This window comes from Mesorhizobium sp. LSHC420B00, assembly GCF_000503055.1.
In the GTDB taxonomy this organism is placed as follows: domain Bacteria; phylum Pseudomonadota; class Alphaproteobacteria; order Rhizobiales; family Rhizobiaceae; genus Mesorhizobium.
On record NZ_AYVY01000004.1, the window covers coordinates 105,084 to 118,984 of the forward strand.

A 13,901-nucleotide genomic window follows, 5' to 3' on the forward strand; every position below is an offset into this window, starting at 1 on the left:
GCGCCGCGGCCAGTGCTGTCAAAATCCGAAGATGGCGATGCGGAACAGCAGGGCAGCGGCCGCCAGCGCGACCAGTGCAATACCAAGGCCAATGGGAGAACCCCAGCCATACCATTCCATCGCCAGCTTGGCGTATTTGAATTCTTCGGCCGGTGTGAGTGGGCCGCGCGTCTGGTTCTGGTTCATTGTCCACTCCTTGCGTGCTGCGACAGGCCGTGCCTTGCGCCCGACGCAGCATATTACTATAATAGCCGTAATGTTAGGCAAATTGATAGTTAGATGATCGAAGTAAATTCGTCAAGCATGAATCGGGCCGACATGAAGACGGCCATCAGCCTCGCCATTATGGGCTGGCAGGACGCGACGCAGGCTTATGACGAGGCAGTAGGCGATAGGCTTGAGCTGAGTACGGCGGAACGCCATTGCCTGGCGCTGCTCTATGGCGGCCCGCAATCGGCTGGCGAGGTCGCGGCCGCAACAGGGTTGACGCCGGCCGCAGTCACCGCGCTGATCGACCGGCTGGAGGCGCGCGGCCTGCTGACACGAACGCGCAGCCTCGAGGACAGGCGCAAGGTGGTCGTAGAGGCGACGGAACTCACGCGAGAACTATCGGCGCGCTATTATGGTGCGATCGCGCAGGAGGGAGAAAGGGTGATCGCCACATTTAGCGACACCGAGCTGGCCACGATCCTTCGCTTCGTCACCGCATCGCTCGACCTTCAGCGCGACCAGCTTGCCCGGCTGAAAGCCGAGGCCCTGGAAACAGCCGACAGCCTATAGGCTCGCCGGGTCGAGCGCCGGCTCGCCTTTGCGGCGCGCCACGATCGCCGCAAGATCGGCGGTCTCGAAAGCATCACGCAGCACGTCGAAAGACGGCAGCACAAAATAGGCACGCTGGAACTTGTCGATCTCGTAGCCGGTGCGCATTACGGTTTCCAGGTCGAAGGGGACATCGTGCGCGTCGCCGCCTTCGACCGCGAACTGAAGCTCGGTGAAGGATGACATCAGCCCGGCGCCGAACGCCTTCAGCGGCTGGCCCGGCTCGCGTATCAGCCCGTATTCGACGGTGTACCAGTAAAGCCTGGTGATCATCTCGTCGCCGCCGAGCGCAATCACGCTGTCGGCCCTCTTGCCATACATCTGCATGAAGTCCGCAAAGACCGGCTGCGTCAGGATCGGCACGTGACCGAAGAAATCGTGGAACATGTCGGGCTCGACGATGTAGTCGAGCTCCTTTTGGGTTCGCAGCCAGTTGGTGACCGGGAAGCGGCGGTTGGCGAGGTGGTCGAAGAACGGCTGGGCCGGAATGAGCCCCGGCACCGCGACGATCTCCCAGCCGGTGAGCTTGCGCAGCTTCTCGCTGACCTCACCGAAATCCGGGATCTTGTCGAGAAGGCCGAGCGCCGCAACGCCATCGAGATAGGAATGGTGGGCGAGCTTCCTGGTCAGCTTCGTCTGGCGGTCGCACAGCGTGCGCCACACCGCCTGTTCTTCGTCGCTATAATTGTAGCCCTGCGCCACGGTGAAATCGGCACGGCAGACCGAATAATCGCCGCGAAGGCCTCGCGCCGCGCATTCGCGGGCGTAGTCGGCAACGTTCATCGTCATGGCTTGCTCTCCCTGGAAATCATGATCAGCGGATCGTCGGAAATTCTAGCCGGATGGCGTGAGGCAAATCAGCTTTGATGGTGGCTCAAATGCGGGGTTGGAGGTAAAAGACTCCACGATCGAGCTTTGGGAGAGTGAAAATGCCTCAGTTTGACGAATTCGAGATCAAGATGCTCGACAGCCTGCAGCGCGACGGGCGCAAGCCGGTATCCGAACTGGCGCAGGAGATCGGCCTGTCGACGACACCTTGCGCGCGGCGCTTCGAGGCGCTTCAGCAGGCGGGCATCATCAAGGGCTTCGCCGCGGTGCTCAGCCGTCGCGCCGTCGGGCTGATGGTCGAGGTGTTCATCCAGGTGCGCCTGACCAGCCACAGCGACGGCTCGCCCGAAAGCTTCATCGCCGCCGTCCAGCGGATGGACGAGGTGTCCTCATGCTGGACCATGACCGGCGATCATGATTTCCTGTTGCATGTGATGGTGCCGTCGGTCGACGAGCTCAATGCCTTCGTCATGCACCGGCTGATGCGGCTCGAAGGCGTGCGCGACGTCCACACCCAGCTTGTGCTGCAGAACATCAAGGGGCCGGGCCATGTCCCGCTTGCACATCTCAGACGGTAGGCGTTTCTGCGGAAAAGCTGCACACAAACTGCTGAAGCGAGCCAATCTCCAGCGCTAGATCGCCGACTACGACATGCGGACCGCCATTGCATAAGGTCCGCCATGAAAATCGTCCTGATCAACCCGCCACATACGGCCATCGGCAGCCGTGTGCCGGACGACCATCTGCCGCCGCTCGGTTTGCTGGCACTGGGCGGTCCGCTGATCGACGCGGGACATCAAGTGCGACTTGTGGACGCCGAATTCGGGCCGATGCCGCTTGCCACGCTGGTCCGGGACGCCTTGAGCGATCATCCCGACTGTATTCTGATCGGCCATTCCGGCTCGACCTCTGCGCATCCGACAGCCCTAATGATCGCCGGCATGGTCAAACACATCGACCCGGCGACAATCCTGATTTATGGCGGCGTGTTTCCGACCTATCACTGGCGCGACATACTGGCCGAAACGGAGGCCTTCGACTTCATCGTTCGTGGCGAGGGGGAGGCGACCATCGTCGCGCTGGTCGAAGCGCTTGAAAAACGCAAGCCGCTGTCGGATGTGGCGGGCATCGCCTTTCGCGACGATTTGCGCCGGCCTTTTGCTACCAAGCCGGCAAGGACGATCGCCAATCTCGACGACTACCGCATCGGCTGGGAACTGATCGATATCACTCGCTATAGCTATTGGGGAGGCAAGCGTGCGGTGGTCATGCAGTTCTCGCGAGGCTGTCCGCATCTGTGCAACTATTGCGGCCAGCGGGGGTTCTGGACGCGCTGGCGGCACCGCGACCCCGTGAAGTTCGCGCGGGAGATTGCCTGGCTATACCGCGAGCACCGCGTCGAGCTGATCAACCTTGCCGACGAGAACCCGACCTCGTCCAAAAAAGCCTGGCGCGCCTTTCTCGATGCGATGATCGCCGAGAATGTGCCGGTGCTGATCGTCGGCTCCACCCGCGCCGACGACATCGTCCGCGACGCCGGCAGCCTGCATCTCTATCGCAAGGCCGGCGTCATCCGCTGGCTGCTTGGCATGGAAAATACCGACGAGCAGACGCTCCAGTTGATCCGCAAGGGCGGCAGCACCTCATCCGACCGCGAGGCGATACGGCTGCTGCGCCTCAATGGCATCTTGTCGATGGCGACCTGGGTGGCCGGTTTCGAGGACGAAAGTTTCCGCGACCTCTGGCGCGGCTTCCGCCAGCTGATCGCTTATGACCCCGACCAGATCCAGGCGCTCTATGTGACGCCGCACCGCTGGACGCCGTTCTTCAGGATTGCCAGGGACCGCAAGGTGATCCAGCTGGACGCCCGCCTGTGGGACTACAAGCACCAGGTGCTGCAGATGACCCGCCTCAAGCCGTGGATGTTGTTCTTCGCCGTCAAGCTGATCGAACTGGCCGTGCAGTCGCGGCCCAAGGCCTTGGCGCGCATCCTGTTCCACAAGGATCCGGAGCAACGGCATTCGATGCGCTGGTACACCAAAATGGGCCGCCGCGTCTGGTTTCGTGAAGTCTGGGGCTTTCTGGTCCGCGACCGCCGCCTGAAGAATGGCCCGACGCTCGCCGAATTCTGGGGCGCGCCGCAAGACCAGGAAGAGGAATCGATGGTGGTCGCGCACCCGGCGCGCAGGCTGACACCGCCTGCGACCACGATTTCGCCGCGCGCCTGACCGGCTCGGGCAATCTTTTAACAAGCATACGCAACGTATGTATATTGACATACGGAATGTATGTACCCACTTCGGGATACGGGACGGATATCAGCGACCGTCCCGGAAAAAATGGAACGCAGCGATCCAAAACCCCGAAGTCTTGCGAGCGGCTCTCACCTTCTCGGAGAAGCCACATCGCGATGGTCGGGACCGGCCTGCCTTGTTTGAATGGAGTGAAACAATGACCAAACGCGATGCGATCTTCCCTGCCGGTCGGCAGGCCCTCTACGAAATCAATCGCTATTCGGCGGCGATCCGCTCAGGCGGCTTTCTGTTCGTCTCGGGCCAAGTCGGCAGCCGCGAGGACGGGTCGCCGGAGCCAGCCTTCGAAAAGCAGGTCCAGCTTGCCTTCGACAATCTCGCGGCGGTGCTGAAGGCCGCCGGTTGCACGTTCGACGACATCGTTGACGTGACCACGTTCCACACCGACCCGGCCAAGCAGTGGGAGGCGATTGACGCCGTTCGACTTAGGGCGATCGGTGAACCGCCCTACCCGAACTGGACCGCGGTGGGGGTGAATTGGCTGGCGGGCTTCGATTTTGAGATAAAGGTCATCGCGCGCCTTCCTCAGCCCGGATGATCGATTGGCGGCGAGCGACGAAGGCGGAGACTACCTAGTCGATCGTTCGCCCGCCCGCCTGTCTCGACAAGCGGCGCGATGGTGATCGGATGGTCTTCCGGTCTGTCGCGGCGTTGGACAGACTGAGGCCACTCACGGCACGATCAGCGTGCCGGCGCCGTGTTCGGTGAACAGCTCGAGCAGCACCGCATGCGGCGTCTTGCCGTTAAGGATGACGACGCCTGCGACGCCGCGCTCGATTGCCTCGATGCAGGTCTCGACTTTGGGGATCATGCCGCCCGAGACCGTGCCGTCCTTGATCAGGGCCTTGGCCTCGGCCACGGTCAACTCGTCGATCAGCTTCTTGTCCTTGTCGAGCACGCCGGGCACGTCGGTGAGGAACAGCAGGCGCGTCGCCTGGCAGGCGCCTGCGATGGCGCCGGCAAAAGTGTCGGCATTGATGTTGTAGGTATGGCCGTCGCGGCCGGGCGCCACCGGCGCCAGCACCGGGATCATTTCGGATCGTGCCAGGAGGTCGAGCAATGTGCGGTCGACCTCGACCGGTTCACCGACGAAGCCCAGGTCGAGCACCCGCTCGATGTTGGAATCAGGATCGATCATGGTCTTGCGCGCCTTTTCGGCAAACACCATGTTGCCGTCCTTGCCGCACAGGCCGATCGCCCACTCGCCCTCGGCATTGATCAGCGCGACGATTTCCTTGTTGATCGACCCGGCCAGCACCATCTCGACAATCTCGACGGTCTTCTGGTCGGTGACACGCAAGCCGCCCTCGAATTTGGATTCGATGCCCATCTTGCTGAGCATGGCGCCGATCTGCGGCCCGCCGCCATGCACGACGATCGGGTTGACGCCGGATTGCTTGAGCAGTGCGATGTCGCGGGCGAAGGCTTTGCCGAGCGCGATGTCGCCCATCGCGTGGCCGCCATATTTCACCACGACCGTCTTGTTCTCGTAGCGCTGCATATAGGGCAGCGCCCTTGAAAGCAGCGCGGCCTGCATTTCGGCGGTGGCGGCGACATCCGTCATCGGCGTGGTTCCCAGCTTGGCATGAACGGCGGCGTCTTAGCGGGAATTGGACGAGGGGGCAAACGGCTTTGCTGTCACGATCGATCAAATCACCGCCTATGCCGGCACCTGCAGCGGCGCCCGCCGGCCCAGCCATCCCGAGATCTTTTCCATCTGCGCGGCGAACGACAAAAGCGTCTCCTCGTCACCGGGGCGGCCGGCGGCCTGGACGCCGAGCGGCAGGCCGGCATCGGTCACGTAAACCGGAAGCGTGATCGACGGTTGCCCGCTGACGTTCTGGATCGCCGGCCAGTGGGTGAACCAAAGGCTCTTGTCCATCAGCTGGCCGAATAGCGGCTTGAACTTCAGCAGGCCGGCGAGGCGCAGTCTGTCCAGGACATTCTCGATGAATTCGTCGGCGCCTTTCGGGTCCATGGTGCCGCAGGCGAGCGGCGGGTGCGCGATGACAGGCATCAGCACTGCATCATAGTGCGCGGTTTCGGTGATAAGGCGGCGCGAGGTTGCGTGCAGCCGCTGCAGGCCGGCATAGATTTCGCCGGCCGAGAGGATTTCACCGAACCGGCTCATCACGCGCGTGGCGCGTTCGATATCGCCTGAGATGGAGCGGCCGACGCGCAAGGCCTCGCCACGCATCGTGCCGGCCACCGCCGCGGCGACGGTTCTGGCGAAATCGGCGATGAAATCGCGGTCGATATAGGGCAGGTCGATCTCCTCGACGCTGTGCCCGCCTTCGCGCGCCAGCCCAATCGCCGCATCCAGAGCTTTCAAGGTTTCTTCCGAAATCGGCAGGCCGAGCGGCGATTTTCGGTAGAAGGCGAGCTTGAGCTTGCCCGGATCGCGCCCGGCGGCCGCAGTGAAACTGCCGTTCGGCGAGGGTGCCGCGTAGGGCGACAGCGGTTCGGGCCCGTGGGTCAGGTCGAGCAGCAGGGCCGTATCGCGCACCGAGCGGGCCAACGCATGGTCGACGACAAAGCCGTACCAGCTTTCAGTGACGAGCGGCGTCAAGGGCACGCGGCCGCGCGAGGTTTTCAACCCGACCAGCCCGGTACAGGCCGCAGGCACCCTGATCGAGCCGCCGCCATCCGAGGCATGCGCCACCGGCACGACGCCGGCCGCGACCAGCGCAGCCGCGCCGCCCGAGGAACCGCCGGTCGTGTGAGCGGTGTCCCATGGATTGCGGGTGACGCCGTAAGCCACCGACTCGGTCACCAGCCTCAGCCCGTGTTCGGGTGCGGTGCTGGTGGCGATCGGGACCAGGCCGGCGGCCAGATAGCGTTCCGTCATGACCGAGTTAAAATCGGGGGTGTAGGCTGGGATGCGGCTGCCGCCATGCGTCGGCACGCCCTTCATGGCAATGCCGAGGTCCTTCAGCGCAAACGGCACTCCGGCAAGCGGCAGCTTGTGGTCGACGGTTTTCGCTCGCGCCCGCGCCGCCTCAAAAAGCGGTTCGGCGATGGCGTTGATCTCCGGCTGGGTGGCCTCGGCCCGGGCGATCGCCGCATCGACGAGATCTTGCGGTGTGATCTCTCCCTTGTGCACGAGTGCGGCCTGGCCGGTTGCGTCATGCTCCCACAGAACCCGCTCGATCGACATGGTCGCCCTCCCGCTCATGGCAAGCTAGCGGGCGGCGATTTCCTTGGCAATCGACGCTGGCGCTGCCAGTGCGCAAGACCATTTCAGTCGTTGCAAATACATTGCAATCGCCTAATTTGGCGGCCGATGACGCCGCAGGACATCAGCAACCTGATTGTCCGGACTTCGATGAAGGACCGGGCTGCGTTCGATCTGCTGTACCGGCAGACCAGCGCGAAACTTTTCGGCGTCTGCCTTCGTGTATTGAAGGATCGGGGAGATGCAGAAGAGGCGCTTCAAGAGGTCTTCGTCAAGATATGGACGAAGGCGGACCGTTTCGCCGTTTCGGATCTGAGCCCGATCTCCTGGCTGGTGGCCATTGCGCGCAATCATGCGATCGATCGGATCAGGGCGCGGCGAGAGCCTGCCGCCTATATCGATGCCGCGCTCGACGTGGCCGATCCGGCGCCGGGGCCGGAGGCCATGGCCGTGGCGGGCGGTGAGTCCGGACGCATCTACCATTGTCTCGAGGAATTGGAGAAGGACCGGGCGGCGGCCGTCCGGGGCGCCTATCTGGATGGCAAAAGCTATGCGGAGCTCGCGGAGCGCTATGGCGTACCGCTGAACACGATGCGGACCTGGCTGCGGCGCAGCCTGTTGAAACTGAGAGAATGCCTGGAAAGATGACGCTGGCTGACGACAATGGACCGGAACGTGGGGGCGACGACCTGTTCGCCGCCGAATACGTTCTTGGCGTGCTGGCCGCCGATGAACGCGAGATCGCGTCGCGCCGCATCGATGCGGACGCCGCCTTCGCGCGCCTTGTCGATGCCTGGGAGGCGCATCTTTCCCCGATGGCCGCCGCCTATCCGGAGACAGAGCCTCCGATCAGGGTCAAGGAAGCATTGGACCGCCGGCTGTTCGCTGCAGAGCCGCGCGCCGGCCTGTGGTCGAGCCTTGGCTTCTGGCGCGGTCTTGCCGCCGCCGCCATTGCGGCGCTGGCGATCTACATCGCCGTGCCTTACTTCCGCCCGCCCACCGAACCGCCGCAGACGCGGCTTGTCGCCTCGCTGGCGGCCGAAGGCAGCGACGTCAAATATCTCGTCGTCTACGATGCCGCCCGTCACGAGATCCGTCTTTCCCACGTTTCCGGCGAGCGGGCCGCGGGCAAGGACTTCGAACTGNCGATGCCGCCCGTCACGAGATCCGTCTTTCCCACGTTTCCGGCGAGCGGGCCGCGGGCAAGGACTTCGAACTGTGGATGATCGAAGGCAAGAATGCGCCGGTGTCGATGGGTGTCATCCCGGCCGGTGCGAGCGTGCATCTGGCCGTCCCGCCCGCTGTTCAGGGAAAGTTGGCGCAAGGCGCCGTGCTTGCGGTCAGCGTCGAGCCTGCAGGTGGTTCACCGACCGGCCAGCCGACTGGACCGGTGGTCGCAGCGGGCGATCTGAAGAGCGTCTGACCGATTCTTGCCTCTGGAAGCAGACCTGAAATCTATCTTCCGCGATTTAACCGCCTGCAAAGCTTGTTGGCGGATGTCGATCCGCGCCGGGCAAATTGTAGCGACAATTTTTTTTTGCGGAGAGGGCGAAACTCCGGCATTTCTATTGCGTATCTCCTTGCGTTCCCGAATGAGGGGAACGATAACCCGAGGAGATTGAAATCATGCGTAAATTCGCCACCCTTTTGCTTTCCGGAACGGTCGCCATTTCTGCGCTCGCCACCATTGCCTATGCCCAAAATCCGATGGTCGGCGGCGCCGCCATGTATGCCCAGAAAAACATCGTCGAAAATGCTGTCAACTCGAAGGACCACACGACGCTGGTCGCTGCCGTCAAGGCAGGCGGCCTGGTCGATACGCTGCAAAGCGCTGGCCCCTTCACCGTGTTCGCGCCGACCAACGAGGCCTTTGCGGCACTTCCAGCCGGCACGGTGGAGACGCTGCTCAAGCCTGAAAACAAGGACAAGCTCGTCAAGATCCTGACTTGCCATGTCATCGGCGCCAAGGCGATGGCCGCCGACGTCGCCAAGATTGTCAAGGATGACGGTGGCACCCACAAGGTCAAGACGGTCGGTGGTTGCGAACTGTCGCTCAAGACCGACGGCGGCAAGGTCACCGTGACCGACGAGAACGGCAATGTCGCTAATGTGACGATCGCCGATGTCGAGCAGTCCAACGGCGTCATCCACGTCGTCGACAAGATTCTCCTGCCGAAGATGTAACAAACGCACGCTGCCGGCGAAGATATCGCTAAGGGCCTCCCTGCGCACCCTCCGCGCCGTTCACGCAAGTGGATAGGCGCGGAGTCCCGCTTTGAGGACAGCGATCGTCACCGGCTTTTGATTTCCGTGTGGCGGTCGAATTTGGCACAAGCAGTAACAGGAGGAATGGCCATGAACCGTCGCGAGCTTCTTTTGAGTGGTGCGGCAGCCATTGGCGTGGTCGCAGGCGCTGCCGCGCTGCGCATGGGCGGAGCCCAGGATGCACGCGCGGCCGAGACTTTCGAGGTTACCAAGACCGAGGCCGAGTGGCGCGCCATCCTGTCCGACGCGGCCTTCAATGTGCTGCGCAAGGAGGGCACGGAATACCCGGGCACCAGTCCGCTGCTCAACGAGCACCGCAAAGGCATCTTCGCTTGCGCCGGCTGCGACCTGCCGGTCTATTCGTCAGAGACCAAGTTCGATTCCGGCACCGGCTGGCCGAGCTTCTGGCAGGAAATCCCCAACGCGATCGGCAAGACCGTGGACAAGTCGTTGGGCATGACCCGCACCGAGGTCCATTGTCGCCGCTGCGGTGGCCATCTCGGCCACGTCTTCGACGACGGTCCGCCGCCGACCGGGTTGCGGCATTGCATCAACGGTGTCGCCTTGACCTTCAAGCCGGCGACGGCCTGAGGATGGCTGCGCCCCTGACTTTGTCGGAGAGCGCTAGAGCATCGGACCCAAAAGTGCGAAGCGGTTTTGGGAAAATCCGATGCTCAAACAAAAAGTTGGAGCGGTGGAGTGTCCGCCGCTCCAAGACTTCGTAATGGTTGATTTTGCGCATGACCCCGAAATCGCTTTTCGGGGTCATGCGCGAGGGCGCCAGGCGGGGGATCCAGCGCGCCTCAATGGCCTCCGCCACCGCCGCCCTGAGCGGCTGGCTTGCGGATCACCAGGGTGAAGAGCCCAAGCGTCGCGAACAAAACCGTCAGCATGAAGAATACGTCCATGAACGACAGCAGCGACGCCTGCTGCTGGACCATGCCCGACAGTTTGGAGATGGCCGCCTTGGAGGCGTCGAGCCCGGCGGTCTGCTCGAAGTTGAGCGTCATGTTCTGCAGCTTCTGCTGCGCAGCGGCACTTCCCCATTGCACGTGCTCGGAGAGCCTGGCGTAGTGGAAGGCATTGCGGTCGATCAGCACGGTGTTGATGACGGCCAGGCCGACGGCGCCGCCGAGATTGCGGGTCAGGTTGAACAGGCCAGACGCATTCTTCAGCCGCTCCGGCGGCAGGGTTCCGAGCGCAATGTTGTTGATCGGCACCATGCACAGCATCATCGAGCAACCGCGCAGGATCTGCGGGATCAGCAGTTCATAGAAATCCCAGTCGGCGGTGAGATGCGTCATCCACCAGGTCCCCGTGGCGAAGCCGAAGAAGCCGATCATCATTATGATGCGCGGGTCCATCTTGTTCGACAGGATGCCGGAGATCGGCGCGGTGAAGAACATGGCCAGGCCGCTGACGAACAGCGCCTCGCCGATCATCATCGAATCGTAGCCGCGGATGCGCCCCAGGAACACCGGATAAAGATAGGTCAGACCGTAGAGGCCGATGCCGACGACGAAGGAGAACAGCGAGCCGAAGGCGAAATTGATATTGCTGAAAGCCCTCAGATCGACAATCGGCTCCTCGGCGGTGAACACGCGCCAGAAGAACAGCACCGCGCCGAAGGTCATGATGACGGCGCAGACGAACACCGCCTGATCCTGCAGCCAGTCGTTATTGGGACCTTCCTCCAGCACATATTCCATGCAGCCCAGGAAGGCGGCCATACCGGCAAGCCCCCACCAGTCGAACTTGCTGAACAGCTTGAGATTGGGTTTGTCGAAGTCGATCAGCGACCAGGCGGCCGTCGTCACCAGAATGCCGGGCACGACGTTGACCAGGAACAGCCAGTGCCAGGACATGGCATGGCTGATATAGCCGCCGACGGTCGGGCCGATGGTTGGCGCCAGCGTCGCCACCAGGCCGATCATCGGCGAGACGATGGCGCGACGCGACGGCGGGAAGATGGTGAAGGCGGCTGCAAAGACGCTCGGGATCATGCCGCCGCCGATGAAGCCCTGCACGGCGCGGTAGACGATCATCTGGTCGATATTGGTTGCGGTCGCCGCCAGCGCGCTGGCCGCGGTGAAACCTGCCGCCGAGATTGTGAACAGCACCCGCGTCGACAGCATCCGGCTGAGGAAGCCCGACAGCGGGATCATCACCACCTCGGCAATCAGATACGCCGTCTGCACCCACGGAATCTCGTCCGAACTGGCGCTCAGGCCCGCCTGGATCTCGGCCAGCGAGGCCGAGACGATCTGGATGTCCAGGATGGCCATGAACATGCCGAACACCATTGCCAGGAAGGCGATGACGCGGCGTGTCGAGATGTGGTCAACCGGCGCCGGCATGGCTGGCGTCGGCGCCGATCCTGCAGTTAGGGTTGCGGTCGCCATGACCTTTGCTCCCGGTTCCGCTTTACTTCGATGCCGAAGGCGCCGTGCGGCTGTCGACGGCGACGACGACGCTCAGGCCGGCGCGCAGCTTGCCCGTCTTCAGCACATCCGCGGGCACGTCGATGCGAACCGGAACGCGCTGCACCACCTTGGTGAAATTGCCTGTGGCGTTTTCCGGCGGCAGCAGCGAGAACACTGCTCCCGAAGCCGGGGCCAGCGACGACACGGTACCCTCGATGTCCTGACCGTCGATCGCGTCGACCGACACTCTGACCTTTTCACCAGGCACCAGCCGGGCAAGCTGGGTCTCCTTGAAGTTGGCGACGATGTAGAGCTTGTCCATTGGCACGATGACGGCGAGCTTCTGTCCGGGGCTGATCAGGTCGCCCTGCTCGACCGAGCGGTTGCCGACCACGCCGTCATAGGGTGCGCGCAGCACGGTGAAGGACAGATCCCGCACCGCCTTGTCGTGGGCAAGCTGCAGCGAGCCCAGCGTACTTGCCGATTCCGCCCGCTGCGCCTGGAGCACGCCGATATTCGCCTGAGCCGCCGCGATCTGCGCGTCGGCGCCGGCTAGTGCGGCATTGGCTTGCTCGACCGCCGTCTGGGCATCGTCCAACTGGGCCTGGGTACCGACGCGGGTCTTGAGCAACTGGGCGGCACGAACCTGAGCTCGCTTGGCATTATCGGCCGCGGCCTGGTCGGCGGTCTTCTGCGCCTGCGCCTGCTTGAGCGAGGCGCGCGCCGCCTCGGTCTGGGCATCGATGCGGTCGAGCGTCTTGCTCAACGTGGCGATCTGCGCCTCGGCCTGGGCAACGGCTATCTTGTAGTCACCGTCATCGACGATCAGCAGCGGGTCGCCGGCCTTCACCTGCTGGTTCTCGGTCACTTTGACCTGATCGACATAACCCGAGATTTTTGGCGAGATGAACGCGGTGTCGGCCTGGACATAGGCATCGTCGGTCGTGATCATGAAGCGCCCGTCGGTCCAGTAATCATAGCCATACCAGGCGCCGGCGCCCAGCAGGGCCAGGCCGATGATGGGCAACAACATCGAGCGCATCGAGCGCTTCTTTTTGGCGGGAGCCAGCGGGGTGACGTCGGCGGGTTTGACAGGGGCTTCCGGCGCTTCGATCGCAGGCTGGACCTTGGCACTGGGGAAAGGGCGGACTTCGGCACTGGTGGGCGCGTTCGAGGACATGATATCTCTCTAAATTAACTGGCGCTGAATTTTGTCAGACTGAACCGTTCGGTTCGATCTCGACATTGACTTAGCGCTTAAAGAGGCCCATATCAAGAGCAATCGAACCGGATGGTTCGAATTATTTTACGAGGTGTGACATTATGGCCGAAGCCCCCAAGGCCGCTCCTTTGCCTGAGTCAGGCCCATTGCCCGGCGCTGGCAAGGACCAGTGCGAGCTGCTGGACAGTCTGCCGCGCGGCCGCCCGGCCGCGGGGCAAGACCCAGTCAAGCGCAGCCAGATCATCGACGGTGCGCGCCGTGTCTTCATCGACAAGGGCTTCGAAGCCGCGTCGATGAACGACATCACCCGCGAGGCCGGCGTGTCCAAGGGCACCATCTATGTCTACTTCGCCAACAAGGAAGAGCTGTTCGAAGCGCTGATCGAGGAAGAACGCGGCACGATCTTCAAGAACATGTACGAAGTGCTGGACCAGATCGGCGACCTTCGCCAGACGCTGGTGAAGTTCGGCATCGTGCTGTCCATGAAGATCACCTCGGCGAGGGTCATCCTGGCGCAGCGGACGGTGATCGGCGCGTCGGAACGCATTCCGGAGCTTGGCGCGCGATTTTACGAACGCGGCCCGAAACGCGGCCATGACAGGGTTGTCGTTTTCCTCAACATGGCTATCGAACGCGGCCTGCTGAAGATCGACGATGTCGAGCTTGCCGCCTATCAGTTCACCGAGCTGTGCCTGGCCGGTCTTTTCCGCCAGTGCATATTCGCCTATCGCACCAAAGCGCCAAGTGCGGCCGAGATCGAACATATCGTCAGGTCGGGCGTCGATGTGTTCCTGAAGGCCTACGGCACCGAACAGCTTGCAGAGCAGGAACGGACCTCCAGCCCCGCCTGACCAGCC

Annotated in this window: 15 protein-coding genes; 9 read left to right on the top strand and 6 right to left on the bottom strand. The window is 62.9% G+C overall.

Annotated features, from left to right (window positions below):
- Positions 1-18 precede the first annotated feature (18 nt).
- Positions 19-186, bottom strand: coding sequence for a hypothetical protein (locus X760_RS77155; RefSeq protein ID WP_023718200.1), 168 nt, complete (start codon positions 184-186; stop codon positions 19-21).
- A 93-nt stretch (positions 187-279) separates the two neighbouring features.
- Between X760_RS77155 and X760_RS49655 the strand changes: the two genes are divergently transcribed.
- Positions 280-780: a MarR family transcriptional regulator gene (locus X760_RS49655; RefSeq protein ID WP_023718201.1), complete on the top strand. Its 501-nt coding sequence runs from the start codon at positions 280-282 to the stop codon at positions 778-780.
- Here X760_RS49655 and phhA read toward each other — a convergent pair.
- Positions 775-1,608, bottom strand: a complete 834-nt coding sequence (phhA, locus tag X760_RS49660) for a phenylalanine 4-monooxygenase (protein WP_023718202.1) — start codon at positions 1,606-1,608, stop codon at positions 775-777. The two genes, X760_RS49655 and phhA, sit on opposite strands and share 6 nt — an antisense overlap.
- 140 nt (positions 1,609-1,748) lie before the next feature.
- Here phhA and X760_RS49665 point away from each other — a divergent pair, with 140 nt between their 5' ends.
- The 3 genes from X760_RS49665 (at position 1,749) to X760_RS49675 (ending at position 4,497) form a co-directional block, all read left to right on the top strand.
- Positions 1,749-2,225, top strand: coding sequence for an Lrp/AsnC family transcriptional regulator (locus X760_RS49665; RefSeq protein WP_023718203.1), 477 nt, complete (start codon positions 1,749-1,751; stop codon positions 2,223-2,225).
- A gap of 102 nt (positions 2,226-2,327) precedes the next feature.
- Positions 2,328-3,875, top strand: a complete 1,548-nt coding sequence (bchE, locus tag X760_RS49670; RefSeq protein WP_023718204.1) for a magnesium-protoporphyrin IX monomethyl ester anaerobic oxidative cyclase — start codon at positions 2,328-2,330, stop codon at positions 3,873-3,875.
- A 223-nt stretch (positions 3,876-4,098) separates the two neighbouring features.
- Entirely contained in the window at positions 4,099-4,497 is a 399-nt protein-coding gene (locus X760_RS49675; RefSeq protein ID WP_023718205.1) for a RidA family protein, read from the top strand.
- Positions 4,498-4,629: 132 nt separating this feature from the next.
- Here X760_RS49675 and argB read toward each other — a convergent pair whose 3' ends face one another.
- Positions 4,630-5,523, bottom strand: coding sequence for an acetylglutamate kinase (gene argB / locus X760_RS49680; protein WP_023677482.1), 894 nt, complete (start codon positions 5,521-5,523; stop codon positions 4,630-4,632).
- 96 nt (positions 5,524-5,619) lie between these two features.
- Positions 5,620-7,116, bottom strand: a complete 1,497-nt coding sequence (locus tag X760_RS49685; protein ID WP_023718206.1) for an amidase — start codon at positions 7,114-7,116, stop codon at positions 5,620-5,622.
- Positions 7,117-7,242: 126 nt separating this feature from the next.
- On the opposite strand from X760_RS49685, the gene X760_RS49690 reads away from it, so the two are divergent.
- From X760_RS49690 to msrB, 4 genes are all read left to right on the top strand, one after another.
- Positions 7,243-7,782 (top strand): sigma-70 family RNA polymerase sigma factor, encoded by a 540-nt coding sequence (locus X760_RS49690; protein WP_023718207.1) that lies wholly within the window; start codon positions 7,243-7,245, stop codon positions 7,780-7,782.
- A gap of 259 nt (positions 7,783-8,041) precedes the next feature.
- The gene (locus tag X760_RS49695; protein ID WP_198030472.1) at positions 8,042-8,557 is read left to right on the top strand and encodes an anti-sigma factor; all 516 of its coding nucleotides are present in this window, start codon (positions 8,042-8,044) and stop codon (positions 8,555-8,557) included.
- Positions 8,558-8,760: 203 nt separating this feature from the next.
- Complete coding sequence (locus X760_RS49700) at positions 8,761-9,318, top strand: fasciclin domain-containing protein (RefSeq protein ID WP_023718208.1); 558 nt, start codon at positions 8,761-8,763, stop codon at positions 9,316-9,318.
- Positions 9,319-9,489: 171 nt separating this feature from the next.
- On the top strand, positions 9,490-9,990 hold the full coding sequence (gene msrB / locus X760_RS49705; protein WP_023718209.1) for a peptide-methionine (R)-S-oxide reductase MsrB: 501 nt from the start codon (positions 9,490-9,492) through the stop codon (positions 9,988-9,990).
- Between the two features lie 212 nt (positions 9,991-10,202).
- On the opposite strand, the gene X760_RS49715 is transcribed toward msrB, so the two are convergent.
- On the bottom strand, positions 10,203-11,756 hold the full coding sequence (locus X760_RS49715) for a DHA2 family efflux MFS transporter permease subunit (protein ID WP_245278551.1): 1,554 nt from the start codon (positions 11,754-11,756) through the stop codon (positions 10,203-10,205).
- Positions 11,757-11,823: 67 nt separating this feature from the next.
- The gene (locus X760_RS49720; RefSeq protein WP_023718212.1) at positions 11,824-13,002 is read right to left on the bottom strand and encodes an HlyD family secretion protein; all 1,179 of its coding nucleotides are present in this window, start codon (positions 13,000-13,002) and stop codon (positions 11,824-11,826) included.
- A 143-nt stretch (positions 13,003-13,145) separates the two neighbouring features.
- Between X760_RS49720 and X760_RS49725 the strand changes: the two genes are divergently transcribed.
- On the top strand, positions 13,146-13,895 hold the full coding sequence (locus tag X760_RS49725) for a TetR/AcrR family transcriptional regulator (RefSeq protein ID WP_023718213.1): 750 nt from the start codon (positions 13,146-13,148) through the stop codon (positions 13,893-13,895).
- Positions 13,896-13,901 lie beyond the last annotated feature (6 nt).

What these genes read in the sequence shown, in the direction of transcription:
- X760_RS77155 (WP_023718200.1), bottom strand. Translation starts at nt 186, where the DNA reads ATGAACCAGAACCAGACGCGCGGCCCACTCACACCGGCCGAAGAATTC.
- X760_RS49655 (WP_023718201.1), top strand. Translation starts at nt 280, where the DNA reads ATGATCGAAGTAAATTCGTCAAGCATGAATCGGGCCGACATGAAGACG.
- phhA (WP_023718202.1), bottom strand. Translation starts at nt 1,608, where the DNA reads ATGACGATGAACGTTGCCGACTACGCCCGCGAATGCGCGGCGCGAGGC.
- X760_RS49665 (WP_023718203.1), top strand. Translation starts at nt 1,749, where the DNA reads ATGCCTCAGTTTGACGAATTCGAGATCAAGATGCTCGACAGCCTGCAG.
- bchE (WP_023718204.1), top strand. Translation starts at nt 2,328, where the DNA reads ATGAAAATCGTCCTGATCAACCCGCCACATACGGCCATCGGCAGCCGT.
- X760_RS49675 (WP_023718205.1), top strand. Translation starts at nt 4,099, where the DNA reads ATGACCAAACGCGATGCGATCTTCCCTGCCGGTCGGCAGGCCCTCTAC.
- argB (WP_023677482.1), bottom strand. Translation starts at nt 5,523, where the DNA reads ATGACGGATGTCGCCGCCACCGCCGAAATGCAGGCCGCGCTGCTTTCA.
- X760_RS49685 (WP_023718206.1), bottom strand. Translation starts at nt 7,116, where the DNA reads ATGTCGATCGAGCGGGTTCTGTGGGAGCATGACGCAACCGGCCAGGCC.
- X760_RS49690 (WP_023718207.1), top strand. Translation starts at nt 7,243, where the DNA reads ATGACGCCGCAGGACATCAGCAACCTGATTGTCCGGACTTCGATGAAG.
- X760_RS49700 (WP_023718208.1), top strand. Translation starts at nt 8,761, where the DNA reads ATGCGTAAATTCGCCACCCTTTTGCTTTCCGGAACGGTCGCCATTTCT.
- msrB (WP_023718209.1), top strand. Translation starts at nt 9,490, where the DNA reads ATGAACCGTCGCGAGCTTCTTTTGAGTGGTGCGGCAGCCATTGGCGTG.
- X760_RS49715 (WP_245278551.1), bottom strand. Translation starts at nt 11,756, where the DNA reads ATGCCGGCGCCGGTTGACCACATCTCGACACGCCGCGTCATCGCCTTC.
- X760_RS49720 (WP_023718212.1), bottom strand. Translation starts at nt 13,002, where the DNA reads ATGTCCTCGAACGCGCCCACCAGTGCCGAAGTCCGCCCTTTCCCCAGT.
- X760_RS49725 (WP_023718213.1), top strand. Translation starts at nt 13,146, where the DNA reads ATGGCCGAAGCCCCCAAGGCCGCTCCTTTGCCTGAGTCAGGCCCATTG.